Origin of the sequence: Streptomyces sp. NPDC014676 (genome assembly GCF_043084105.1) — a bacterium.
GTDB lineage: Bacteria > Actinomycetota > Actinomycetes > Streptomycetales > Streptomycetaceae > Streptomyces.
In genome coordinates this window covers 116,720-139,651 of record NZ_JBIBZI010000010.1, presented here as the reverse complement: position 1 = coordinate 139,651, position 22,932 = coordinate 116,720, and the positions used below count along the sequence as shown (strand labels likewise).

Annotated in this window: 17 protein-coding genes; 10 read left to right on the top strand and 7 right to left on the bottom strand. The window is 74.2% G+C overall.

What is annotated here, in order from left to right:
- Positions 1–23: 23 nt before the first annotated feature.
- Together ACF1DX_RS26375 and ACF1DX_RS26370 are read left to right on the top strand one after the other, a co-directional pair.
- Positions 24–2,066 (top strand): DUF4139 domain-containing protein, encoded by a 2,043-nt coding sequence (locus ACF1DX_RS26375; RefSeq protein ID WP_391793616.1) that lies wholly within the window; start codon positions 24–26, stop codon positions 2,064–2,066.
- Positions 2,067–2,072: 6 nt separating this feature from the next.
- Positions 2,073–3,632 carry a DUF4139 domain-containing protein gene (locus tag ACF1DX_RS26370; RefSeq protein ID WP_391793615.1) on the top strand — a complete coding sequence of 520 codons (1,560 nt, stop codon included), beginning with the start codon at positions 2,073–2,075 and terminating at the stop codon, positions 3,630–3,632.
- Between the two features lie 153 nt (positions 3,633–3,785).
- On the opposite strand, the gene ACF1DX_RS26365 is transcribed toward ACF1DX_RS26370, so the two are convergent.
- Positions 3,786–5,273, bottom strand: coding sequence for an MFS transporter (locus tag ACF1DX_RS26365; RefSeq protein ID WP_391793765.1), 1,488 nt, complete (start codon positions 5,271–5,273; stop codon positions 3,786–3,788).
- 268 nt (positions 5,274–5,541) lie between these two features.
- On the opposite strand from ACF1DX_RS26365, the gene ACF1DX_RS26360 reads away from it, so the two are divergent.
- From ACF1DX_RS26360 to ACF1DX_RS26345, 4 genes are all read left to right on the top strand, one after another.
- The gene (locus tag ACF1DX_RS26360) at positions 5,542–6,402 is read left to right on the top strand and encodes a hypothetical protein (RefSeq protein ID WP_391793614.1); all 861 of its coding nucleotides are present in this window, start codon (positions 5,542–5,544) and stop codon (positions 6,400–6,402) included.
- Positions 6,403–6,532: 130 nt separating this feature from the next.
- Positions 6,533–7,504: an alpha/beta fold hydrolase gene (locus tag ACF1DX_RS26355; RefSeq protein WP_391793613.1), complete on the top strand. Its 972-nt coding sequence runs from the start codon at positions 6,533–6,535 to the stop codon at positions 7,502–7,504.
- 137 nt (positions 7,505–7,641) lie between these two features.
- Positions 7,642–8,529: a diiron oxygenase gene (locus ACF1DX_RS26350; protein ID WP_391793612.1), complete on the top strand. Its 888-nt coding sequence runs from the start codon at positions 7,642–7,644 to the stop codon at positions 8,527–8,529.
- A gap of 47 nt (positions 8,530–8,576) precedes the next feature.
- Positions 8,577–10,103 carry an FAD-dependent oxidoreductase gene (locus tag ACF1DX_RS26345; protein ID WP_391793611.1) on the top strand — a complete coding sequence of 509 codons (1,527 nt, stop codon included), beginning with the start codon at positions 8,577–8,579 and terminating at the stop codon, positions 10,101–10,103.
- A 91-nt stretch (positions 10,104–10,194) separates the two neighbouring features.
- On the opposite strand, the gene ACF1DX_RS26340 is transcribed toward ACF1DX_RS26345, so the two are convergent.
- Entirely contained in the window at positions 10,195–11,172 is a 978-nt protein-coding gene (locus ACF1DX_RS26340) for a GlxA family transcriptional regulator (RefSeq protein WP_391793610.1), read from the bottom strand.
- Between the two features lie 131 nt (positions 11,173–11,303).
- On the opposite strand from ACF1DX_RS26340, the gene ACF1DX_RS26335 reads away from it, so the two are divergent.
- Together ACF1DX_RS26335 and ACF1DX_RS26330 are read left to right on the top strand one after the other, a co-directional pair.
- The gene (locus ACF1DX_RS26335) at positions 11,304–12,266 is read left to right on the top strand and encodes an NADP-dependent oxidoreductase (RefSeq protein ID WP_391793609.1); all 963 of its coding nucleotides are present in this window, start codon (positions 11,304–11,306) and stop codon (positions 12,264–12,266) included.
- 139 nt (positions 12,267–12,405) lie between these two features.
- A complete protein-coding gene (locus ACF1DX_RS26330; protein ID WP_391793608.1) occupies positions 12,406–13,497 on the top strand; it encodes a DUF475 domain-containing protein in 1,092 nt (363 codons plus the stop codon).
- A 5-nt stretch (positions 13,498–13,502) separates the two neighbouring features.
- On the opposite strand, the gene ACF1DX_RS26325 is transcribed toward ACF1DX_RS26330, so the two are convergent.
- Positions 13,503–13,991 (bottom strand): hypothetical protein, encoded by a 489-nt coding sequence (locus ACF1DX_RS26325; protein ID WP_391793607.1) that lies wholly within the window; start codon positions 13,989–13,991, stop codon positions 13,503–13,505.
- A 137-nt stretch (positions 13,992–14,128) separates the two neighbouring features.
- Between ACF1DX_RS26325 and ACF1DX_RS26320 the strand changes: the two genes are divergently transcribed.
- Together ACF1DX_RS26320 and ACF1DX_RS26315 are read left to right on the top strand one after the other, a co-directional pair.
- The gene (locus ACF1DX_RS26320) at positions 14,129–14,638 is read left to right on the top strand and encodes a hypothetical protein (protein WP_391793606.1); all 510 of its coding nucleotides are present in this window, start codon (positions 14,129–14,131) and stop codon (positions 14,636–14,638) included.
- A 124-nt stretch (positions 14,639–14,762) separates the two neighbouring features.
- On the top strand, positions 14,763–15,113 hold the full coding sequence (locus ACF1DX_RS26315) for a hypothetical protein (RefSeq protein ID WP_391793605.1): 351 nt from the start codon (positions 14,763–14,765) through the stop codon (positions 15,111–15,113).
- On the opposite strand, the gene ACF1DX_RS26310 is transcribed toward ACF1DX_RS26315, so the two are convergent.
- From ACF1DX_RS26310 to ACF1DX_RS26295, 4 genes are all read right to left on the bottom strand, one after another.
- On the bottom strand, positions 15,089–16,096 hold the full coding sequence (locus ACF1DX_RS26310) for a TIGR01777 family oxidoreductase (RefSeq protein WP_391793604.1): 1,008 nt from the start codon (positions 16,094–16,096) through the stop codon (positions 15,089–15,091). The two genes, ACF1DX_RS26315 and ACF1DX_RS26310, sit on opposite strands and share 25 nt — an antisense overlap.
- 384 nt (positions 16,097–16,480) lie before the next feature.
- The gene (locus ACF1DX_RS26305) at positions 16,481–18,220 is read right to left on the bottom strand and encodes a hypothetical protein (protein WP_391793603.1); all 1,740 of its coding nucleotides are present in this window, start codon (positions 18,218–18,220) and stop codon (positions 16,481–16,483) included.
- Positions 18,217–21,744, bottom strand: a complete 3,528-nt coding sequence (locus ACF1DX_RS26300) for a DUF5682 family protein (RefSeq protein ID WP_391793602.1) — start codon at positions 21,742–21,744, stop codon at positions 18,217–18,219. Before ACF1DX_RS26300 ends, ACF1DX_RS26305 begins: the two co-directional genes overlap by 4 nt.
- A 5-nt stretch (positions 21,745–21,749) precedes the next feature.
- Positions 21,750–22,919 (bottom strand): AAA family ATPase, encoded by a 1,170-nt coding sequence (locus ACF1DX_RS26295; RefSeq protein ID WP_391793764.1) that lies wholly within the window; start codon positions 22,917–22,919, stop codon positions 21,750–21,752.
- Positions 22,920–22,932: the final 13 nt, after the last annotated feature.

Sequence of the window (22,932 nt, the reverse complement as noted above, 5' to 3'; positions counted from 1 at the left end):
GAAACGGCTGGGTGGGGGAGCACATGACGGCTGGAACGGCCCCGAGGTGGGCGTCGACTCTCGATTCGGTGGTGGTGTACGCGCAGGGCGCGCTCTGCCGCCGCCTGGCCCGGGGCACGGTGCCGGCGGGCGGACGCGTGCGGGTGGCGGGACTGCCCCGCTCGCTGGACCCGGGCTCGTTGCGGGCCCGCGTCGTCGGGGCGTCCGGGGTACGTGTCACCGAGGCCCGGGTGGAGGTGGAGGCCGAACTCCTCGACGCGGGACCGTCCGACGAGTCGCGGCGCGAGGAGGATCGGCTGCGCGACGAGTGGGCGGCGGCGCGAGACCGCCGGGACCGGCAACTGGGGCTGATCGAGGAGGTCGGGGCGCTCCGCCCGGTGCCGCCGGCCCGCAAGCGGGACGACCCGCATCGCCGTACCCCGGTCGACGCGTGGCTGGAGCTCTCCGAGTTCGTCGACGAGCGCCTGACCGGGCTGCACGGCAGGCTCCGTGAGCTGGAGGAGGAACTGGGCCGGGTCGAGCACGAGCTCACGGTCGCCGTGGACAGGCTCTCCCGTGCCTCCACCGACGCGCCCTCGGCACCGGTGGCCGCCTCGATGTGCGCGGTCCTGACGCTGGACGGCGCGGGCGGCGCGGAGGTGGAGCTGGAGGTGGAGTACGGGGTGCCCGGCGCCGTCTGGGTGCCCGCCTACCGGCTCACCCACCGGGAGGGCGAGAGCGACGGGTCCCTGGTGCTGCGGGCCTCGGTCGCCCAGCGCACGGGTGAGGACTGGACCGGTGTGCGCATCGCCCTGGCCACCGCCGATCTACGCCGTCGCACCGGCCTGCCCCGGCTCCGCTCGGTCCGCGTCGGACGCAGTCAGTCCGCTCCCGCGCCTTCGGGCTGGCGTGAGCACCCGGCGGGGCTGACCGATCTCTTCGCCGGTTACGACACGGCGGGCCCCCGCCCCGGCACGGGGCCGGCACCCGATGCTGTGGCCGGTGCCGCGCCCGGCTCCGTTCCCCCGCCCCCGCCCGTCCCGTTCCCGGAGGGCGCCTCCCCACCGGCCTTCGGCGGCGCCGTGGCGCCGGCGGCGCTGACGCGGGGAAGGCCGCGCACCGCGCGCCGCACGGCACCCGCCGCACCCGGAGCCGCCCCGGCCGCCCCGGCGGCCTACGGGGCGGCTCCGCCACCGCCCGCCGCGTCCGCGGCCTTCCCCGCGTCCGCGCCGCCGGTCCCCGTGGCCGGTCCGCCGCAGCCGGACGGCGCCGAACTCGACTACTCCGCACTCGTCCTGTGCGGCCCGGACGAGCCGGGCGGCCGCCGGGGCAGGCTGTTCCCCGGCTCCGGCTTCGACCCGGTGACCGCCGAGTACCGCCGCCGCGCCGAGACGGTGGGCGCGCTGCCCCTTCCCGGGCACGCCGTGCGGCCCCGCGAGTCGGCGGGCTCCTTCGACCACCGGTTCGATGCCGCCGCCCCCGCCGACATTCCCTCGGACGGCACCTGGCACACCGTCACCGTCGGCGAGATCCCGGTCGGCCTGCGCACCGAGTACATCTGCGTTCCGTCCGTGGAGCAGACCGTGTACACGACGCTGGTGCTCTCCAACGCCACCGATCAGGCCCTGCTGGCCGGTCCGGTGGAGGTCACCGTGAACGAGGATTTCCTGCTGACCGCCGCGCTGCCCACGCTCGCCCCGGGCGGTGTCTCCCGGGTGGGGCTCGGACCGGCCGAGGCCATCGGGGTCACCCGCCGGGTGAATCTGCACGAGTCGACCGCGGGGCTGCGCAACAACGTCACGGTGCTCGACCACCGCGTCCACGTGGAGCTGGCCAACCGGCTTCCGGTGCCCGTCTCCGTGGAGGTGCGCGAGCGCGTGCCCGTCACCTCCGACGCGGACATCCGGATCGAGGAACGAGCCGGCTGGGCGGCACCCGAGGACGGCACCGGCCCGGAGCGTCACGCGCCGGGCACCCGCCTGTGGCGGATCGAACTGCCCGCCGGCGGCACCACCGCTCTCGACGGCGGCTACGAAATCCGGATCCCGGCCGGCAAGGCCCTCACCGGCGGCAACCGCAGGAGCTGACCCAGCATGTCTACGTCATCGGAGCTCATCCCCCTCCCCGTCACCGCCGTCACCTGCACGGAGGACCGCGCTCACGTCGAGCGGACGGCCGTGCTCGATCTGGAGGCCGGCACGCAGCGGCTGCGTCTCGGACCGGTCAGCGCGCTGGCCGTCGACCGTACCCTCCACGCCGAGCTGACCGACGGCCACCCGGCGACCGTGCTCGACGCGCGGATCGTCCGTAGCTGGACGCCGCGCGGGCCGGGGCCCGCCGACGACGACTCCGCGCTGCGCCGGCGTGTGACGGCCCTGGAGGAGAGGCGGACGGACCTGGAGCAGCGGCGTGACCGGCTGCGTACCCGCCTCGATCTGCTCGGCCGTCTCGCCGCCGATCTGCTGCGGGAGATCGGCGAGGGCGCCGGCTTCGGAGAGGCGGAAAGGGACCGCTGGGACCGGGAACTGGACCGGGTGGACGGCGAACGCGACTCCCACGGCGAGCGGCTGCGCTCCGTGGAGGCCGAGTTGTCCGCCGTCACCGCCGAACTGTCCGAGACCCGGCGGGCCCTGGACCTCTCCGAGACGGAGCCCGCCGAGCTGGTCGGTCACATCGAGCTGACCGTGCGCGCCCCGGCCGCCGGGCAGGCCGGGCTGCGGCTGAGCCATCTCACACCGTGCGCGGTGTGGCGGCCCGCCTACCGGGCCGTGCTCGACGGGGACTCCCTCACGCTGGACACGGACGCGATCGTCTGGCAGCGCACCGGCGAGGACTGGTCGGACGTACGGCTGACCCTGTCGACGGCCCGCTCCGCGGGGGCCGCGGAACCGCCCCGGCTCGGCGAGGACCGGCTGACGCTCCAGGAGCGTTCCGCCGCGGAGCGCCGCACCGTCCACGTCGACCTGCGCGAGGAGGAGGTCGCGGACCTCGGTCCCGTCCCCGTGCTCGGACTGCCGGGCGTGGACGACGGCGGGGAGGTGCGCGTGCTCCACTCCCCCGCACCGGTCTCCGTGCCGGCCGACGGCCGCGCCCACCGGGTGCCGCTCTCCTCCTTCACCTCGCCCGCGAGGAGTGAGTACGCCAGTTCCCCCGAGCTGTCGCCCCTGGTCGACCAGGTGGTGCGGTGCGACAACCGGTCCGGCCACGCCCTGCTCGCCGGGCCGGTCGACCTCGTCCGCGGCAGTGGGTTCACCGGACGCGGCACCCTGGACTTCACCGCCCCCGGCGCCCCTGTCGAGCTCGCCTTCGGCAGCCGGGACGACCACCGGGTGCTGCGGCACACCGAGGAGACCCGCGAGACCGCCGGGATCACCCAGCGGACCGTCCTCACCCGGACCGTCCGCCTGCACCTCTCCAGGTTCTCCGCCCCCGGCGAGCACGACGACAGGACGGTCGTCGTCCGGGAGCGCGTCCCGGTCTCCGAGGTCTCGGCGGTGGAGGTACGCCTGCGCCGGGACGACTGCTCCCCCGCACCCGACGCGATCGACGCGGACGGCATCGTCCGCTGGAACATCCCGCTGCCCCCGGGCGGCCGGCGCACCGTCACCCTTGTCTACGAGGTCTCGGCGAGCAGCAAGGTCACCGGCCTGTGACCCCGGACGCGGAAGCGGGGCAGCCGGCCGGGGTGATCGGTCGCGGGTGAGGCCGCGGGTCCGGCACGGCACACGTGCCGGACGCGCGGCGGCCGTGTGTCCGGCGACGTCCGCCCGGTGGGCCCGGCGGCCGCGCCGGGTGTGCCCGCGCCGTCAGAACTTCGGTGTCGGTGCCTGTGACCGCACCAGCTCCGCCGCCTCCTGTTCCGTCTGCACCGAGGGCGGCGAGCCCTCCAGCGGCTGCTGGGCCGTCTCCTTCATGCAGGCCACCGCGATGACACCGACCAGGGCCGCGGCCATCGCGTAGTACGCCGGCATCATGTCCGAGCCGGTCGCACCGATGAGGGCCGTGATGACCAGTGGTGTCGTACCGCCGAACAGGGACGCCGACAGGTTGTAGCCGACCGACAGGGAGCCGTAGCGCACCGGTGTCGGGAACATGGCCGGCAGCGCCGCCGACATGGTGCCCAGCAGGCAGACCAGGGACAGGCCGAGCATCAGCATGCCGCCCGAGACGGCGAGCAGGCTGCCCTGCCGCACCAGCAGGAACGCCGGGGCGGACAGGACGAAGAAGCCCAGCATGCCGGTCATCAGCAACGGTTTGCGGCCGAACCGGTCGTTCAGCCGGCCCACCTGGTTGATGATCAGCATCAGCACCACCATGGTGGCCACCAGGATCAGCAGACCGTGGCTCTCGCTGTAGTGCAGCTCGTCCGACAGGTACGTCGGCATGTACGACAGCAGCATGTAGTCGGTGATGTTGTACGCGCCGACCAGGGCGACGCACAGCACCAGCGTCCGCCAGTGCTGCCGGAAGATCTTGGCGAGGTCGCCGTGGGCGGTGGTCTCCACCGCGCTCGCGGCCTCGGTGATGTGGACAGTGTCCTGCTCCAGCTTCAGATACGCCGGTGTGTCGTCCAGCTTCAGCCGCAGGTAGATGCCGACGATGCCCAGCGGCCCGGCGACCAGGAACGGGATGCGCCAGCCCCAGGCGTCCATCGTGTCGGAGCCGAGCCAGGCGGTGAGGGCCGTGACCAGGCCCGCCGCGCCGGTGTACCCGGCCAGCGTGCCCAGTTCGAGGAAGCTGCCGAAGTAGCCGCGCCGCTTGTCCGGGGCGTACTCCGCGATGAAGGTGGAGGCACCGCCGTACTCGCCGCCGGTGGAGAATCCCTGCAGCAGCCGGAAGAGGATCAGCAGCAGCGGTGACCAGAAGCCGACGGCCGCGTAGGTCGGCAGCATGCCGATGGCGGCGGTGCCGACCGCCATCAGGATCATCGTCAGCGCGAGGACCTTCTTGCGGCCGACCTTGTCGCCCATCGGCCCGAAGACCATGCCGCCGAGCGGGCGCACCAGGAAGGCGACGGCGAAGGTGGCGAAGGACGACAGCAGCTGCGCGGTCTCGCTCCCGGAGGGAAAGAAGACGCGGCCGATGGTGCCGGCCAGATACGCGTAGATGCCGAAGTCGAACCACTCCATGGCGTTGCCGAGCGAGGCCGCCTTCACCGCTCGCTTGACCGCCCGCTCGTCCGTCACCGTGATGTCCGAACGGCGCAGTGGCGGGTTCCGCCTGCGGCGGACGGCACGGAACAGGGCGGGGTGACGCCTGACCGCCTCGGAAGGGGGCGTGGGCTCGCTGTCGATGGGGGACGTGGTGGGGTTCCTTCCAGGTCATGCCGTAGCAAACGGAACGTATCAGCGTCATCGGGACGACGCCGGGAAGCACGCTCGGAATCGCTTCTTCCCGGTGATCCCTCCGCTACGCAGGTGTGTGACCGGGACGGTTCTCACCCGTGTGCCTCCGCTGCGCTGGTCACCCCGGCGGACCGGTGATGCGGTGGGAGGACAAGGGCGGAAAAGCGCTCGGGGCAGGTCGGCGCCGGGGCGCTCGTCCCATCCACAGGAGGCACTCGTGACCACCCCTCGCCCGATCGCCTGCTCGTCCCGTGTCCTGGCCGCCGTACTGGCCACCGGGACCCTGCTCACCACGGCGGCCTGTTCCGACGCGGACAACAGCGCGTCGGCCGGGTCGGAGACCGCCGCCGCGGCCGTCGCACAGACCGAATCACCCACGTCGACCCCCACGTCCCCGACCTCGTCACCGACGTCGTCACCCGGCGCGACACTCAGCGAGACGGGCGCGCGGAACGCGCTGATCACCTCGGCGGACCTCGAGGGCGACTGGACCCAGGCCGACAAGCCGCGGACCTGGCGGGACTCCCTGCTCGTCGGAGAGGTCGACGTGGCCGCCTTCCTCAGCGGGAAGAGCGACGCCCCGGACTGCCGGCAACTGATCGACTCGCTGTACGACGAGACCCTGCTGGGGACTCCGTCCGGGGCGTCGGCGCTCAACGGCTTCGAGCAGGGGGACTCCCGGCTCCTCTACCAGGTGGCGGCCTATCAGAAGGCGGACCTCGACAAGTCGATGAAGTCGCTGCGGTCGCTTCCCGACACCTGCGACCAGTTCACCGTGACCGGCGGGGACAACGGTGACCGCACCGTCCAGGTCGTCGAGATGTCCCTGCCCGAGGAGGGCGACGCGCGGCAGGGAATGACCGTGACGGTGAAGGGCGACAGCGGGGGTCAGCCCGTGACCCTCACCCTGGACGTGGCCGTCGTCCAGATCGGCGCGAACGCGATCACGGTCACCAACGGCGGGCTCGACGGCGCCGACCACGACGCCACCACGGCCGCCGTCGAACAGGGCACACCGCGGCTTCAGGCGGTCCTCGCCGGCCGCACACCGACGCCCACTCCCAGCGGAGTCGAGTGACCGCGGGACCGGGCGCGCGGAGACGACCGTGAGGGCGGCCCGTTCACTCGCCCGGCCCCTCCGACGGTGCTGGGCCACTTGGCCGCATGCAGTGTCGTGACAGCAGTCGTCCCCCTCGAAGAGAGCTGTCATGAAGTCCATACGGCACGTCTCCGCCCGCCGGTCACTCCCCCTGGCCGTCCTCGTCCCCGCCGCCGCGCTGATGGCCGCCGGCCCGTCCCCGGCGTCCGAGAGCGGCGGCGGTGCCGGCTCCGGCGCGGGCACCAGGCCGACCGTCGTGCTGGTGCACGGGGCCTGGGCGGACGACTCGGGCTGGGACGAGGTCATCCGGAGTCTGCGGGCGAAGGGGTATCCGGTGGTCGCCACCGCGAATCCGCTGCGTGGCCTCACCGGCGACTCCGCCTACCTCGCCGCCCGGCTGAGGACGATCGAGGGCCCGGTCGTCCTCGCCGCGCACTCCTACGGCGGAGCCGTCATCACCAACGCGGCGGCCGGCAACCCGAAGGTCACGTCCCTCGTCTACATCGCGGCGTTCGCGCCGGACAAGGGCGAGACGGCCCTGGAGCTGGCCGCCAAGTACCCCGGCAGCCGCCTCTCGGACGACCCCGGGGCCCCCTTCCCCACCGCCCTGGCGGCGGTCCCCCTCAGCAGCGACCCCGCCGACCTCGACACGTACATCAAGCCGGACAAGTTCAGTGACGTCTTCCTGAGCGACCGGCTGGCGGCGGACGAGGCGGACGCGCTGGCCGCCCGACAGCACCCCGCACACGTGGCAACCACCACGCAGGCGACCACGGCCGTCGCGTGGAAGACGATCCCGTCCTGGTATCTCGTCGCCACCGACGACCGCACCATCGGCACGGACAACCTGCGCTTCATGGCCGAGCGGGCCGGCTCGGCCACGGTCGAGGTCGACGCGCCGCACGCGGTGCTGGAGACCGACCCGGACGACGTGACCGACCTGATCCTGCGGGCGGCGCACGTCTCTCGTCCCGCCCTCGCCGCGACCGGCGCGGGCAACGGGGCCGCGGCCGTCGGCGGCATGGCGGTCCTGGCCGTCGCCGGCGGCACGGCCCTCGTGGTCCGCTCCCACCGGGCCTGACCCGGGGCCGGTGTTCCGGCGGCGCTCCTTTGCTACTTGGGGGTAGGAACGCGACTCCTCTTGCTATACAGTTCGTCAGCAAGGCGGGTGGTTACCCGCGGTAATACTGATCGGACTCGATGCGAGGAGCCCTCGGCATGGGGAACAGGACCTCCGACGACGGCGCGGCCCGGCGGCTGCTGGACTCGTCCGCGCAGCTCTCCTACGACCCGCTCACCGAGGTCGACTGGGACACGCCGCTCGACACGGATTTCCACGGCGCCAGCCCGGAGTGGAGCACGCTCTACGGGACGGCGTACTGGGACGAGATGACCGATGCGCAGCGCAAGGAGCTGACGCGCCAGGAGGCGGCGTCCGTCGCGAGCACCGGCATCTGGTTCGAGATGATCCTGCAGCAGATGGTGCTGCGGGACATCTACGCCAAGGACCCGACGGACGACACCGTCCAGTGGGCGCTCACCGAGATAGCCGACGAGTGCCGGCACTCGATCATGTTCGCCCGCGGCGCGAAGAAGCTCCGGGCGCCGGCCTACCGGCCGCACCGGGTCGCGCTGGAACTGGGCCGGTTCTTCAAGACCGTCGCCTTCGGTGAGGCCGCGTACGCGGCGATCCTGGTCGCCGAGGAGGTCCTCGACGTCATGCAGCGCGACTGGATGCGCGACGAGCGGGTCGTGCCCTTCGTCCGCACCATCAACAACATCCATGTCGTCGAGGAGTCCCGGCACATGAAGTTCGCCCGCGACGAGACACGCAGGCACCTCGCGCGTGCCGGACGGTTGCGCCGCCGGGTCCACGCCCTGCTGATCGCCGTCGCGGCCTACGTCATCGTCACCAGCATGGTGAACCGGAAGGTCTACGCGAACGCCGGCCTGGACGAGGCACGCGCCCTGCGCGAGGCGAAGGCCAACGAGCACCACAAGTCGATGATGCGGGCGAGCTGTTCGGGCCTGATGGAGTTCCTGGCCTCGGTGGGACTGCTCACCGGGCCCGCGCTCTTCTTCTACCAGCGCGCCCACCTCGTCTGACGACCCGCACCCTGCACCTGCCCCGGCCTTCAGCGGAGTGGACGACCATGGCCTTCGCGATCACCCAGACCTGCTGCAACGACGCCACCTGTGTGTCCGTCTGCCCGGTCAACTGCATTCACCCCACGCCCGAGGAACGGGCCTTCGGCAGCACGGAGATGCTGCACATCGACCCGAGGAGCTGCATCGACTGCGGCGCCTGCGCCGACGCCTGCCCGGTGGACGCCGTCCTCCCGCTCGACCAACTGACCGGCGGGCAGCGGGAGTACGCGCGGATCAACGCCGCCTACTTCGAGCAGGACCTCCCCGGGGGGACGGAGCCACCGGCGCGTCCGGGGCCGAACCTCCACGCCTGGGGCGCGCCGTCCTTCGACCGGGTGCTGCCCTCGGACTTCGGGCCGCTGCGGGTCGCGATCGTCGGCACCGGCCCGGCCGGCATGTACGCCGCCAGGGACCTGCTGCTGCACACCCGGGCCGAGGTGACGCTCGTCGACCGGCTTCCGGTCGCCGGCGGGCTCGTCCGGTACGGCGTGGCACCGGACCACCCGGCCACCAAGAAGGTGGGCGAGACCTTCGCCCGTTTCCTCACCCATCCGCGCGCGCGGACCTACCTGGGCCTCGACGTGGGCACCCACGTCACCGCGGAGGAACTCGCCGCCCACCACGACGCGGTGATCTACGCGGTGGGCGCCGCCGCGGACCGGCGGCTGGGCATCCCTGGCGAGGACCGGCCGGGCAGCGTCTCCGCGACCACCTTCGTCGCCTGGTACAACGCGCATCCGGAGGTCCCCGCGGACGCCGTCGGCCTGTCGTCCGAGCGGGTCGTCGTGGTGGGCAACGGCAACGTCGCCCTCGACGTCGCACGGATCCTGGTCTCCGATCCAAAGACGCTGGCCGGCACCGGGATCGCCGGCCACGCGCTGGCGGAACTGCGCCGCGGCAAGGTGCGCGAGGTGGTGCTGCTCGGGCGCCGCGGGCCGGAGCACGCGGCGTACACCGGGCCCGAGGTGCTCGCCCTGAAGCACCTTCCCGGGGTGGATCTGCTCGTCGACGACCACGATCCGCGCATCGGTGCGGCGATCGACGCCGCCGGCGCGAAGGACAAGGCGGCGGTGCTGCGGGGTGTGGCGCGGGAGACCGTCGACTGGTCCCTGCCGCCGGGTGCGGCAGGTGGGCGGCGGCGCATCGTGTTCCGCTTCCACTCCTCCCCCGTGGCGGTCCGCGGGGACGAGGGCACGCGTGCCGTGCGGGTCACCGGCGGTACCGCCGAGCTGGAGATCCCGGCCGGCCTGGTCCTGCGGGCGGTCGGCTACCGCGGGGTGGCCCCGGCGGGGCTGCCGTTCGACGAGGCCACCGGGACCGTGCCGCACCGGGCCGGCCGGGTGACCGGCCGGCCCGGGACGTACGTCGTCGGCTGGATCAAACGCGGCCCGTCGGGAGGCATCGGCGCCAACCGCGCCTGCGCGGCGGAGACCGTCGGCTCCCTGCTGGCCGACGCGGTGGCGGGCACCCTGCCCGCACCGGCCGACGGGCCGAAGGCGTTCCGCCGCCTCGTACGCCGTCGGCGCCGCTGAAGTTCCCACCTCCTGGCCGGGGCGAGGCAGAACGTCATGTCCCCGCCCGTGGACGCCGTCCTCGGACGTCCCGGGCGTCACCCGAGGGCGTTCACCCCGTCGCTGCCAGGTCCGGGGCGTTGTGGGCACGGCGGTAGGCCAGCGGGGACAGGCCCAGATGGTTGGAGAAGTGCTTGCGCAGGGCCACGGCGTCGCCGAAGCCGCTCGCCGTGGCCACGCGCGCGACGGTCAGCTCGGTGGACTCCAGCAGCCGGCGCGTCTGGTTCAGCCGGCACTGCAGCAGCCATTGAAGGGGGCTGGTGCCCACCTCGTCGCGGAACCGCCGGGTGAAGGTGCGTACGCTCATGTGCGCGTGCCGGGCCAGGTCCTCCAGCGTGAGGGGCTCGGCCAGCCGGTTCAGGGCCCATTGCCGGGTGGCCGGGGTGGAACGGTCGGCGTCCTTGGGCACCGGGTGCTCGATGAACTGCGCCTGCCCGCCCTCGCGCCACGGCGCGACCACGCACCGGCGCGCCGCCGCGCCGGCCACCGCCGCTCCGTGGTCCCGGCGGATCAGGTGCAGGCACACGTCGATGCCGGCGGCGCCGCCCGCCGAGGTCAGGATGCGTCCGTTGTCGACGAACAGGACGTCCGGATCGACCTCGACCCGGGGGAAGCGCCGGGCGAACGCGTCGCAGAGCACCCAGTGGGTGGTGGCCCGCAGACCGTCCAGCAGTCCGGCCGCCGCGAGCAGGAACGCCGAGGTGCACAGGCTGACGACACGGGTGCGCGGACCGATCCGGGCGAACGCCCCGGCGACCTCCGCGGGCAGTTCGCCGGTGGCGAGCAGATGTCTCCCGGGCTCCTGGGTGGCGATCACCACGGTGTCCACGCGCTCCAGGAGGGACTCGTCGTCGTCGACGACGATCCGGAAGCCCTCGTGGGTACGGACCGGCCGGCCGCCGAGCGAGCAGGTCGTCACGGAGTACAGCGGCGCGCCGGACGGATCGCACGCCGCGTCGAACACGCGCGAGGCGATCCCGAGGTCCATGGCGAGGACGCCTTCGAGAGCGAGAACGGCGATACGGTGCACCGTGGCCGGAATGGTACGACAGGTGGCCCTCCGGCCACTCACTCCGTCCAGGGGGTACGGGACGAGACTGGTGATCACCGGGCCCGGCCCGGTCTTCGTACACGCGGAACGGAACAGGAGACGAGAAGAACATGGGCGAGCGCACCATGCGTGCCGTCACCATCGGCGAGTTCGGCGGGCCGGAGGTGCTGCCCGTCGGGCGGATCGCGCGTCCCGAACCGCTGCCGACCGAGGTGCTGGTACGGGTGCACGCCGCCGGGATCAACCCGGTGGACTGGAAGACCCGCGCGGGACAGGGCATGGCGGGACCGCAGACGCTGCCGATGGTCCCCGGCTGGGACGTCTCCGGGGTCGTCGAGGAGGTCGGTTTCGGCGTCACCACGCTCGCGCCCGGTGACGAGGTGTACGCGATGCCCTGGTTCCCGCGCCCGGCCGGTGGTTACGCCGAGTACGTGACGGCGCCGTCGCGCCAGTTCGCGCGCAAGCCCGCCTCGATCGGGCACGCCGAGGCCGCCGCCCTGCCCCTCGCGGCGCTCACCGCGTGGCACGCGCTGGTCGACACGGCGGGTGTCCGGGCCGGTCAGCGGGTCCTGGTGCACGCCGCGGCCGGCGGTGTCGGGCATCTGGCGGTGCAGATCGCCAGGCATCTGGGCGCCGAAGTGGTCGCGACCGCCCGTGAGTCCCGGCACGCCTGGCTCAAGGAGCTGGGCGCCGACGAGACGATCGACTACACGCGGCAGCGGTTCGAGGACGTGACCGGCGGGATCGATGTCGTCGTCGACCTGATCGGCGGCCCGGACGCCACCGACGTACGGTCGGTGGCGGTGACCCGGCCCGGCGGCCTGGTCGTCTCCGTCCCGAGCGGTGTCTCCCCGGCGCTGGCCGCCGCGGCCGGGCAGGCCGGGGTACGCACCAGCCCGCTTCTGGTCGAGCCGGACGGAGCGGCCCTGACCACCATCGCCGGTCTGGTCGACGCGGGCGACCTCCGGGTGGAGGTCGAGCACGTGTTCCCCCTGGAGCAGGCCGCCGAGGCACACCGCCGGGGCGAGACCAACCACACCCGCGGCAAGCTCGTCCTGGACGTCACGCGGTGACCCGCCCGCGGCCGGCGGGCCGCCGGCGCGGTGCCGGCCGCTCTTCCGCGGCACCGGCGTAGTAGACATCCCTGAGCGGGGCACTGGAAGGGGACCCGTCGTCCGGCGACGAGCACGACGAGAGAGTGGGGAGTGCCGCGTGCTGCTGAAGACGTTCCGCTGGGCCTTCGCCGTCACGGGCCTCGGCCTGGTCGCCGGGGTGCTCTACGACGGCTGGACGGCTCTGGGGCTGGTCGCCGTCCTCGCCGTTCTGGAGGTGTCGCTGTCCTTCGACAACGCGGTGATCAACGCCGGCATCCTCAAGAAGCTCAACGCCTTCTGGCAGAAGATCTTCCTCACCGTCGGCATCCTGATCGCCGTCTTCGGCATGCGGCTGCTCTTCCCCGTCGTCATCGTCGCCGTCAGTGCGCGGCTCGCGCCGGCCGAGGCCGTCCACCTCGCGCTCACCGACAAGGACCGCTATCAGGAACTCGTCACCGACGCGCACCCGTCGATCGCCGCGTTCGGCGGGATGTTCCTGTTGATGATCTTCCTCGACTTCGTCCTGGAGGACCGCGAGGTCAAGTGGCTCGGCCCGGTCGAACGGCCGCTGGCCAGGCTCGGCCGGATCGACATGCTGTCGGTCTGCGTCGCCCTCGGGGTCCTCCTCGTCACCGCCGTGACGTTCGCCGCCCACGCCCACCAGCACGGCGGCGAGCACGTCGACAAGGCCCAGACGGTTCTCGTCTCGGGCGTCGCGGGACTGATCACCCATCTGGTCGTGGGCGGGCTCTCCGACTTCTTCGAGCGCAGGCTGGCCGCCGAGGAGGCCGGGGAGGACGCCGGGCGACGGTCCGAGGACGCCGGGGCGGGGCGGCCGGCGGTCGCCCTGGCGGGCAGAGCCGCCTTCTTCACCTTCCTCTACCTGGAGGTCCTGGACGCGTCCTTCTCCTTCGACGGCGTCATCGGCGCGTTCGCCATCACCAACGACATCGTGCTGATGGCGCTCGGCCTGGGCATCGGCGCCATGTACGTCCGTTCCCTGACCGTGTACCTGGTCCGCCAGGGCACCCTCGACGACTACGTCTACCTCGAACACGGCGCCCACTACGCGATCGGTGCGCTCGCCCTCGTCCTTCTCGTCAGCATCCGGTACGAGATCGACGACATCGTCACCGGCCTCATCGGCGTCGCGCTCATCAGCGCGTCGTTCTTCTCCTCCGTCCGCCGCAACCGCGCCGCACGCCGGTGAACTCCTCACCACGTCAGCGTCAGCGAACCGCCGGCCGGCAGGGCGTGCCAGCGGTCGGCGTACTCGTCGAACCGGGACACGATCCGGTCGACCACCGGGGGGATCCCACCCACCGTCACATACGCGGGCAACTGCCGCGCATGACCGCGCCGCACCTCCCACACGGGTACGGCGATGCCCGCCAGGTGCTCCGACAGGGCCATGTCCGCCCGCGCCCGGGGGGACGGCTTCACCGGCCTGGACTTGCGGCGCCTCGCGGCCCTGGCGCGTTCCGCCGGGTCGGCCGGCCAGAACAGGCCGTTGTCGCCGGCGGCCAGCCGCCCGTAGACCCCGAGTCCGATGCCCGCCTCCGCCTCGACCAGGAAGTGCACCAGGTCGTGCGGCAGGTACGGATGCCCGCCGGGCCCGTTGCGCGGGGCGAGCGCCGCCCCGGTCTCGCGGTGCACCGCGATGTCGTAGCTCGTGCCGGGGCCTTTGGTGAAGACGACGCGCATGACCGCACGGTAGGAGACGTCCGCCACCGGCCGCACCTCATTTCCGTGCCGGACCGTGCGGCACGGCGGGGTCGTGATGAACCCCGTGGTCCCGATGGGCCCGCATCGAACCGTCCGGGAACGGGCAGATTCGTACCATGTCCATCGACGCGACGGATTCGCCCGGAGTGCGGGTGTGTTCCCTGAAGCGGGACACTCCGCAGCCGGTCCCGGCCGGCAGCCCCTACACGGTCGTACGGTTCCCGTTCGGGTCCGCGGAGTCCACCGACCGGTTCTCCATGCACCAGGTGAACCAGCCGGACGGGTACGTGGTCACGGACTGGGACTCGGACGACCGTTCCGGGCTGATATGGCCCAGCACGGCCGGCTGGGGCGTCCTGTACGCGATGATCCAGTGGGAGGCCGGGAACTACGGCGAGCTGCGGGACCAGTTCGTCCGGGATCCGCTCGGCCTCACCCCGGCGCCCGACGACACCACGGGGACGGAGCACCGGCCGCCCAGTCCCGGCATGCAGTGCTGGACGAAGCAGTGGGGCGTCTTCGTCGACCCGGCCGTCCCGCTCGCCGTGCGCGCCACCCATGACGACAGCGTGGCGCGGGACATCGTCCTGGCGGAGTTCAAGCTCGTCGTCCACCAAGTCGCCTGACGGCTCATCCGGTGGGCCGTACTCCTGAGCGGATACGGCCTTCCGCCGAGGGTGTACCGAATGCGCGATTCCCTCCTTACGCTGCTCCGCGTCACGGCAACGGCGCACCGAGAAGGGGACGCACATGAGACGAACAGCCGTCACCGGCGCACTCCTGCCGGCGGTCACCGCCCTCGCGTCCCCCGCGACCGCCACCACCTCCGCCGTCCGGTCCTGTACGAGTCACTCCGTCCCCAGCTCCGGCTACACCCCCACCGACGGCTGCGCCCTCGACGACGACAGCCCTGTCCGCAAGGGGCCCCACGCCGGTTGCACCGCCATCTGGCACCTTGATCCCGGCGAGCCGATGACCTACTGGTGCTACGTGTACAACGAGGACGGAAACACGTGGACGTACGGCTACGTGGGTGGCGGACGGTACGGCTGGGTCTGGGACGGGCACCTCGCCGACTACGGTTCCAAGACCCCCTGGTGATCCGCCCGGCGTCCGGTGCGTGACGTCCCGCTCGTGCCCCGTCGCCCGCCGCGTCGGCGCCCCACCAGGTCGTGGGCGGCCTCCGGCCACGACGGGTACGCGAAGGTGAAGCCCGCCTCGAGCAGCCGGCCGGGGACGACCCGCCGGCTCTTGAGCAGCAGTTCCGTGTCCGAGCGCAGGACGAAGGCGCCCGCTTCCGCCATCCATCGCGTCGCGGGCAGACCCACCGGCATGCGCCACGCGGTGCGCAGGGCACGCATGAACGCGCGGTGCGGCAGGGGATCGGGGGCGGCCAGGTTCACCGGGCCGGCGAGGTCGTCCCGGTCGGCCAGGAACTCGACCGCGCGGACGAAGTCGTGGTCGTGGATCCACGACACGTACTGGGCGCCGCCCGCGACCGGGCCGCCGAGCCCGAGGCGGGTCATCCACGACAGGACGTCGAAGACGCCGCCCCGGTCGGGGCTCATCACCATGGCGGAGCGCAGGGCCACCTTGCGGGTGTGCGGAGTCACGGCCCGTTCCTGTTCCCGCTCCCATGCCTTGGCGATGTCCACGCTGTAGGACCAGTAGTCCGGCACGGCGGCCTCCGTCCCGCCGATCACTCCGGTGCCCTCGTCGTTGGGCGCGTCGAGGCGGTGGGCGTAGACGGTGGCGGTGCTCATCTGGAGCCAGACCCGCGGAGGGTGCGTCGCGGCGCCGATCGCCTCGCCCACGACACGGGCGGAGAGCACCCGTGAGTCCATCATGGCCCGGAGGTTGGCGGGTGTGTAGCGGCAGTTCACACTGCGGCCGGCCAGGTTGACCACGACGTCACTGCCGTCGATCACCTCGGTCCACGGCCCCGGTGTCCTGCCGTCCCAGTGAACCTGCCCGGGCCCCGCCGGCCGTCTGGTCAGCACCACAACCTCATGTCCGGCCGCGGTCAGCGCACGCTTCAGGACGGTGCCCACCTGCCCGGTCCCACCGGGAATCACGATCTTCATCCGGCCCTCCCCCTCCGTGTGAGGGCAACCCTACTCCAGAATTGAACGCGTTCAAAACTTTCGGTGCCGGTTGCGGTACGCGCGGGGCGAGATGCCGGTCGCCGCTTGAACGCGGCACTGAGGGCGCTCGCGGCCCCGCCGCCGCGCCCGGAGCGGGCGCGCCGCGGGTGGCGGCGGCCGACCTGGCCGGTCTCTCCTCGATGGCCGCCTTCGTACGGGCATGGCGTGGACCGCTCGACGTCCTCGTGGCCGACGCCGGGATCATGGCGGTCCCGGGCCGCCGGGTCGCCGCCGAGGGCTGGGAACTCGAGGACGACCAGGAGGCGACGACCGTCCCTGGAAGGACGCCACCGGCGCCTGCGCCGACGGAGCACGCCGGCCGGCCTACGCACCGCGCGCCTCGGTGGCGGACGCTCCCCAGGCGGCCGCGCACAGTGCCCTTTCGACCTCGTCGGTGTAGACGGCGGCGGCGAGCCAGGCCCGGGCGAAGCGGCCGGTGTCGGCCGGGAGCAGGCGGCCGAAGGAGTCGCGGGAGCGGTCCGCGGCGGCGGCGTGGAGGTCGTCGAGGAGATCGCCCGCCGTGGCGAGGCCGAGACGGCGCAGCCGGGCGCCGTCGCCCGGCCGGTTCCCGGCGAGGGCGAGGACACGGCGGCCCCCCGGTACCGCCTGGTGGACCCGGCGGCGCAGCAGGTGCAGCGGGGCCTCGTCCCCGGTGGACATGGCGCGGGCCGGTGGTGCGACGGCGCCGGCGGGCAGGTCCGCGCGCCGGAGGCGGTCCAGACCGAGGTCCACCCGGGCGCCGGAATCGGTGGGGTGCTCGGTGGCGAGCAGCAGGGCGCGGGGACACGGCCCCGGTGCCAGGCGCGCGACGATCCGCAGCCGGCTGCCCCCGGCGGCGGCGAGCAGGCGCAGGTTGTCGCGGTACGGGAGCGCGGGATCGTCGTGGGCGGTGGCCAGCCGCAGGGGCAGGCCCGCGCAGTCGGCCAGCAGGCAGTCGCCCGTCGTCTCCCACACCGTGCCCTCGAGGGTCACCTCCAGGAACAGCAGGTCCTGCCCGCCGTTCAGCGCCCGGGCCACCTGCTCGGCGGCGGGGACCGCCCACAGCCGGTCCAGCGGCTCGGCGCGCCAGTCGGCGCCGGAGGCGCGGACCGCCCGCACGCCCGCCCCCGCGCCGAGGCGGCCCGTCGGGGAGACGGTGGCCCCGGACACGGCGAGGCCCGCGCGCGACAGTTCCCGGTGGGTCAGGGTGGTGTCACCGATCCGTACGGCCCGGTCGGCGGCGCCGGTCGCCCGGGAGGGCCCGCCCGGCGCCACGTCCGAGACCGTGTACAGGCGTCCGTCGGCGTCGGCGGTCCAGGTGACCGCGCCCGCGTACCCGGTCGCGGTGAGGACGGGCTCGGAGAAGAGCCCGTACAGCCGCAGGGAGCCGTCGGGGCGGTACGGCTGCCGGGCCGTGCCGCGCAGTTCGGTCAGGTCCGGGCCGGTGGCGTGCGGGAGGCGGTGGGTGACGCCCAGGACTCCGGCCAGCGTGCCGGCGAGGTCGGTGAGGCGGTGCCCGGGGTCGGCGGAGCGGGCCGCGCGCACCCCGGTCACCACGGAGACCGCCGCGGCCGAGGCCCGTGGGAGGCCGGCGAGCCGGGCGGTGTGCGCGGCGTGCAGGAGTTCCGCCTGGAGCACGGCGCCGGCGCCGTCGGTGCCGGCTTCCAGGACGGCCGCGGCCGCGTCGAACACCGCCCGTGCGGCGGCGCGTTGTTCGGAGGTGGCGGTGTCGGGCTCCGTCGGTGCCGTCTCCGTCTCTTCCCGCGTTTCCGTGATCTCGGCGGGGGCCGGGGCCTCCTCGGCGACCGGTGCGGCCGAGGCCGCCGCCGCGCGGTGCAGGCAGTCGGGGGCCAGCAGGCATCCGCAGTGGATGGCGTCCGCGCCGGTCACCGTCCCGCCGGGCGCCCGCAGGACGACGTCGGTCTCGTCGTCGACGGCGATCCGCACGGTGTCGCCCTCCCGGACGACCGGACGCGCCAGGAGCTTGGTCACGCCCGCGTCCAGCCGCTTGCGGAGCCGGGGCGAGAGCGCCGCGACGAGTTCGGCGGTGACGGACGGGACGACCGGAGGCAGGTCCGGGCTCATGCGATCTTCTCCCCTACCCAGCGGGCGAGTTCGAGCGGGCTGAGGGCGGCGACGGGCATGCCGGCCGCGACGAGCCGGCCGGCGACTCCCGTGGAGTAGCGGGGCCGGCCGGTGTCGTCGAGGCTCGCGCAGCCCAGGACGTGGCAGCCGGCACCGACCAGTGCGCGGACCTCTGCGAGGAGACCGCCGAGCGGGTAGCCCTCCTCGAAGTCGCTGACGACCACGACGAGGGTGCGCGACGGCACGGTGACGAGCTCGCGGGCGTGCCGCAGTCCGGCGGCGATGTGGGTGCCGCCGCCGACGCTGACCTCCAGCAGCAGCGACAGCGGGTCGTCCACGTGTCCGGTGAGGTCGATGACCTCCGTGGAGAACGCCAGGAAGTGGGTGGAGAGGGTCGGCACCCCCGCCAGGACGGAGGCGGTCAGCGCGGCCCACACCGTGGACGCCTCCATGGACCCCGACACGTCCGTGACCAGGATCAGCCGCCAGTCGGCGGCCCGGCGGGCCCGGGTGCGGAACACCGGGTGTTCGGGGATCACCCGCACCGTGCCGTCCGGGGTACGGCGCGCGGTCGCCAGGTTGGCGCGCAGGGTGCGGGGGAGGTCCAGGCCGCCGCCGGGCCGTCGGCTGGGGCGGGGCAGGGCGGTGCCGTGCAGGGCGGGGCGCAGGCGGGTGGCGAGCTGCCGGGTCAGCGCGTCGACCAGCCGCCGTACGAGCGGGCGCAGTGCGGCCAGCCGGGCCTCGGGCAGTCCGCCCGCGTGCCGCAGGACGGTGCGCAGGAGGTCCACCGAGGGCCGTACGCTGTCCGCGTCCAGCTCGGCGAGGACGTCCCTGCGGCCCGACGCGGCGGCGGTCGCCAGCACTTCCTCCCGGATGCCGGGCCCGAACAGCGCGGCCAGTTCCTCGGACCACTCCCGCACCCCGGGATACGGTGCCTGACGTCCCCCGCCGGTTCCCGGGCCCGTGAGGTCTCCCCGGCTGCCTTCGCCGCGTCCGCTGCCGTACAGCTCGTCCAGCGCGGTGGCGAGCGGTGCGGCGGACGGCGGCAGCCGGTCGGCGCGGCGGCCGAGGAGGAGACGCCAGCGGTCGGCGGGGGCGAGGGCGTGCTCCCCGGCGGCCTCCGGGGCACCGCGCTCCGGGCGCTGCGGCGCGCCCTCCGCCGGACCGCCACCCGGTGGAGGCAGCAGGCCGAGCGACCGCAGGGTTTCGCGGGCCGCGAAGTCCGCCGCGGTCCAGGTGGCGAGGGCGGCCGGGTCGACGTCGTCCGTGTCGGCGACGTGTGCGGTGCCGAGGCGTTCCTCGACGGTCGTGAGGAGGCGGTCGCGGGCTGCGGGGCTCAGGGTGTCGAAGCCGCCGCGCAGTGCGGGGAGCCGGTCGAGGAACGCCCGGTCGGGCAGTTCGGTCACCCGGGTGAGCAGGGGCTCCAGCGCGGGGGGTGCCGCCTCCAGCAGGGGGCCGGCGGCGGTCAGCAGTCCGCCGAGCCGGGCGGTGAGGGCGGCGCGGGAGTCGGGGTCGGTGGCCCCGTCGATCCAGGAGGCCACGCGGTCGCCGAAGGCGCGGGCGTCCTCGTGTCCGAGCAGGACGCGTACGGCGCCGGCGGCGCCGCGCATCAGCGGGGAGCCTCCGGCGGACAGGCGGTCCAGGGCGTCGGTGAGTCGGATGCCGCCCAGCAGGTCGGCGCGGTGGGAGAGTTCGAGCAGGGCGTGGGCGTCGGCGGGGTCCTCGGACCCGGTCAGTCCGTCGACCTGCCGTACCGCCGCCGCCGTGAGCAGTTCCGCGGCTGCGGCGGCCCGGGTCTCGCGGTCCGGCTCGGCGGGGAGTCCGGGGACGTGGCCGGCCCGCAGCCGGTCGAGCAGGGCAAGTCCGGCGAGGAGTTCCGGCAGGGTGCCGGCCTGGGGCAGGACGTCAATGACGTCCTCGAGCCGTTCGTCCGCGAGTCCGGCCAGGCCGCACTCCGCCGCCCGTTCGAGCCCTTCGAGGGCCTGTGCGGCGGTCGGTCCGCCCTCGTCGCGCTCCTGGCGGCGCCGTTCGCGCAGGACTCCTTCGGCGGCCTGCGCGGGGGTGACTCCGCGCACTCCGGCCGCGGTCAGCACGGCCGCCGTGGCGGGGGTCCAGCGCACCTCCCAGCGGGAGGTGAGGGCCTCGGCGCCGCCCGCGCCGACGACCTCCCCGGCCTCCCCGTAGGGCACGCCACACACCGTGAGCCGGCGCAGCAGCAGTTCACGGCGCCGGTCGAGGTCGGACCGCAGCGGGTCGAGCCGCAGGTCCCGGGCGGGGCCGGGGCCGCCCTCCTCGGGGCCGGGCAGGCCGAGCCGGGCCAGTTCGGCCTCGACCGCGGGGACGAGTCCGCTGCGCGGCGCCCCCGGGGCGGGGCGCCCGGTGCGGGTGCCGACGAGCACGCGTTCCATCGCCCGTGCCACGGCCCGGCCGCGCCCGTACGGCTCGCCCTGCGCGAGCACCGTCTGGACCGCTTCGACCAGTTCGCCGCGGCCCGCCGCGGGCAGGCCGCGCAGCCGGGCGAGGTCGGAGGCGAGCCGGCTGATCTCCCGGGCGTCGGCCGGTCCCGAGGGGTGGCCGAGGCTCCTCAGCTCGGCGCAGACGCGTACGGCCGCCCGGGTCAGCGCCTCCTCCAGCGCGGCCGGGTCGCCCGCCGCGCGCAGGACCATGTCCTGCCACTCCGGGTCCCGGATGCCCGCCGGGTAGCCGGACCGCTCGTCGAGGAGGGCGTAGGTGTACGGGATCAGCGAGGTGTTCCACACGGGCCGTTGTCCGTCCGCGGGGGTCGTTCCGTCCTCGTCCCCCGCGTCCTGCCGCAGCAGCGCCGGGGCGTGGAAGGCGCCGACCACCACGGCGGCCCGCTCGCCCCGTGCGGTGGCCTCGGCCAGCCGGGCCCGCATCCAGCGTTCGCGCCGCAGGTCCAGCTCCGGTATGCCGCCCGAGGCGACCGCGTCCTCGCGCAGGGCCCACCCGGTGAGCAGGGCGGCCCGGCGCAGGGCCTCGGGCGGGGAGCCGGGGGCGGCCGTCTCGACGAGCCGGTCCCAGAGGTCGTCCCCGGGGCGGCCCGTCAGCCGGGTGCGCAGCGCGGTGGCGAGACCGGGGCCGCCTGCCCCCGTCCCCGTGGCCCGGCGTCCGCCGGTCCAGGCGCGGTCGGCGAGCGGCAGGTCGCAGGCGACCACCGGTACGCCGTGCCGGACGGCCCAGCGCACGGCGGCCAGTTCGGGTGAGAAGTCGGCGAACGGATAGAACGCCGGTCCGCCGTCGCCGTCGCCGGGTGCGGCGGCGAGCGCCACCGGTGCCCGGGTCTCCTCGTGCCCCAGCCAGGGCAGCCACTGCTGCGTCTCCGCGGGCAGTTCGACGAGCAGCACCTCCGGCTCCGCCTCGTCCAGCAGCGCGGGCACGGCGGCGGCCAGGGAGGGCGCGTGGTGCCGTACGCCGACGAGGTAGGGCGCGGACGGGCCGGTGAGGGCGGCGAGCGCCTCGTCGGGCGGGACGGGCGGGGCGGCGACCCCGTGGGAGAGGGACACGGCCGTCAGCCCTCCAGGACCGTGCGCAGGTCCCACAGGGTGCGCCAGGTGGCGGAGCCCTGCTCGGCACGGCGCCGGACGGGACCGTCCCAGTAGCCGCGCAGCCGGGCGGCGTCGGCGGGGTCGTCCTTGCGGACCACGCCGAGCAGATGGCCGGGCAGCAGTCCGAGGACGTCGCGGTCGCCCGGGAAGTAGGCCGCCGCGAGGGCGAGCGCGCCGGCGACGGACACGGCCTCGGCGGTGCTCATCACCGTCGACGGACGTTCCACCTCCCAGCCCTCCGCCGAACGGCCCTCGCGCAGGTCCCGGAACGCGGTGACCAGGGCCTCCAGCACGGCGTCGTCGACCTGGAACGGCGCCCCGGCGCGCTCCACGGACGCCCGTGCCTGGCCGCGCACCAGCGCGGTCTCCGCGTCGAGGTCGCCGATGGGGCCGACGGTCTCGAAGTTGAAGCGGCGCTTGAGGGCCGCGGACATCTCGGAGACGCCCTTGTCGCGGAGGTTGGCGGTGGCGATGAGGTTGAAGCCGGGTGCCGCGTGCGCCAGCGCGTCGTCGGTGCCGGCCAGTTCGGGTACGGCGATGCGCCGCTCGGAGAGCAACGACACCAGCGAGTCCTGCACTTCGGGCAGGCAGCGGGTGACCTCCTCGACGCGGGCGATCGCGCCCCGGGACATGGCGGTCAGGACGGGGGACGGCACGAGCGCCTGCCGGGTGGGGCCCTGGGCCAGCAGCAGCGCGTAGTTCCAGCCGTACTTGAGCTGGTCCTCGGTGGTGCCTGCGGTGCCCTGCACGACCAGGCCGCTGGTGCCGCACACGGCGGCGGAGAGCAGCTCCGACAGCATCGACTTGGCGGTGCCGGGTTCGCCGACGAGGAGCAGACCGCGCTCGCCGGCGAGGGTCACCACGCACCGCTCGACCAGGGCCCGGTCGCCGACGAACTTGTCCTCGATCACCAGGCGGTGCGGGACTCCGTCGGGTGTCCCGGCGCCCTCGGGCAGCTTCAGGGCCCGGCCCCCGCTGCCCATGACGAACGTGACGACCGCGCGCGGGCTGAGCCGCCAGGCGGGCGGGCGCGGCCCGTCGTCGTACGCGGCGAGGAAGGCGAGCTCGGTGGCGTACCGGTCCTCGGGCGGGACGATCTGGCGGGCCGGGGAGGGGGACGGGGTGGTGGTCATCGGCGCGGGTTCT

Excerpts from the sequence above, each read along its gene's own strand:
- ACF1DX_RS26375 (WP_391793616.1), top strand. The coding sequence starts at position 24 with ATGACGGCTGGAACGGCCCCGAGGTGGGCGTCGACTCTCGATTCGGTG.
- ACF1DX_RS26370 (WP_391793615.1), top strand. The coding sequence starts at position 2,073 with ATGTCTACGTCATCGGAGCTCATCCCCCTCCCCGTCACCGCCGTCACC.
- ACF1DX_RS26355 (WP_391793613.1), top strand. The coding sequence starts at position 6,533 with ATGAAGTCCATACGGCACGTCTCCGCCCGCCGGTCACTCCCCCTGGCC.
- ACF1DX_RS26350 (WP_391793612.1), top strand. The coding sequence starts at position 7,642 with ATGGGGAACAGGACCTCCGACGACGGCGCGGCCCGGCGGCTGCTGGAC.
- ACF1DX_RS26345 (WP_391793611.1), top strand. The coding sequence starts at position 8,577 with ATGGCCTTCGCGATCACCCAGACCTGCTGCAACGACGCCACCTGTGTG.
- ACF1DX_RS26335 (WP_391793609.1), top strand. The coding sequence starts at position 11,304 with ATGGGCGAGCGCACCATGCGTGCCGTCACCATCGGCGAGTTCGGCGGG.
- ACF1DX_RS26325 (WP_391793607.1), bottom strand. The coding sequence starts at position 13,991 with ATGCGCGTCGTCTTCACCAAAGGCCCCGGCACGAGCTACGACATCGCG.
- ACF1DX_RS26320 (WP_391793606.1), top strand. The coding sequence starts at position 14,129 with ATGTCCATCGACGCGACGGATTCGCCCGGAGTGCGGGTGTGTTCCCTG.
- ACF1DX_RS26315 (WP_391793605.1), top strand. The coding sequence starts at position 14,763 with ATGAGACGAACAGCCGTCACCGGCGCACTCCTGCCGGCGGTCACCGCC.
- ACF1DX_RS26310 (WP_391793604.1), bottom strand. The coding sequence starts at position 16,096 with ATGAAGATCGTGATTCCCGGTGGGACCGGGCAGGTGGGCACCGTCCTG.
- ACF1DX_RS26305 (WP_391793603.1), bottom strand. The coding sequence starts at position 18,220 with ATGAGCCCGGACCTGCCTCCGGTCGTCCCGTCCGTCACCGCCGAACTC.
- ACF1DX_RS26295 (WP_391793764.1), bottom strand. The coding sequence starts at position 22,919 with ATGACCACCACCCCGTCCCCCTCCCCGGCCCGCCAGATCGTCCCGCCC.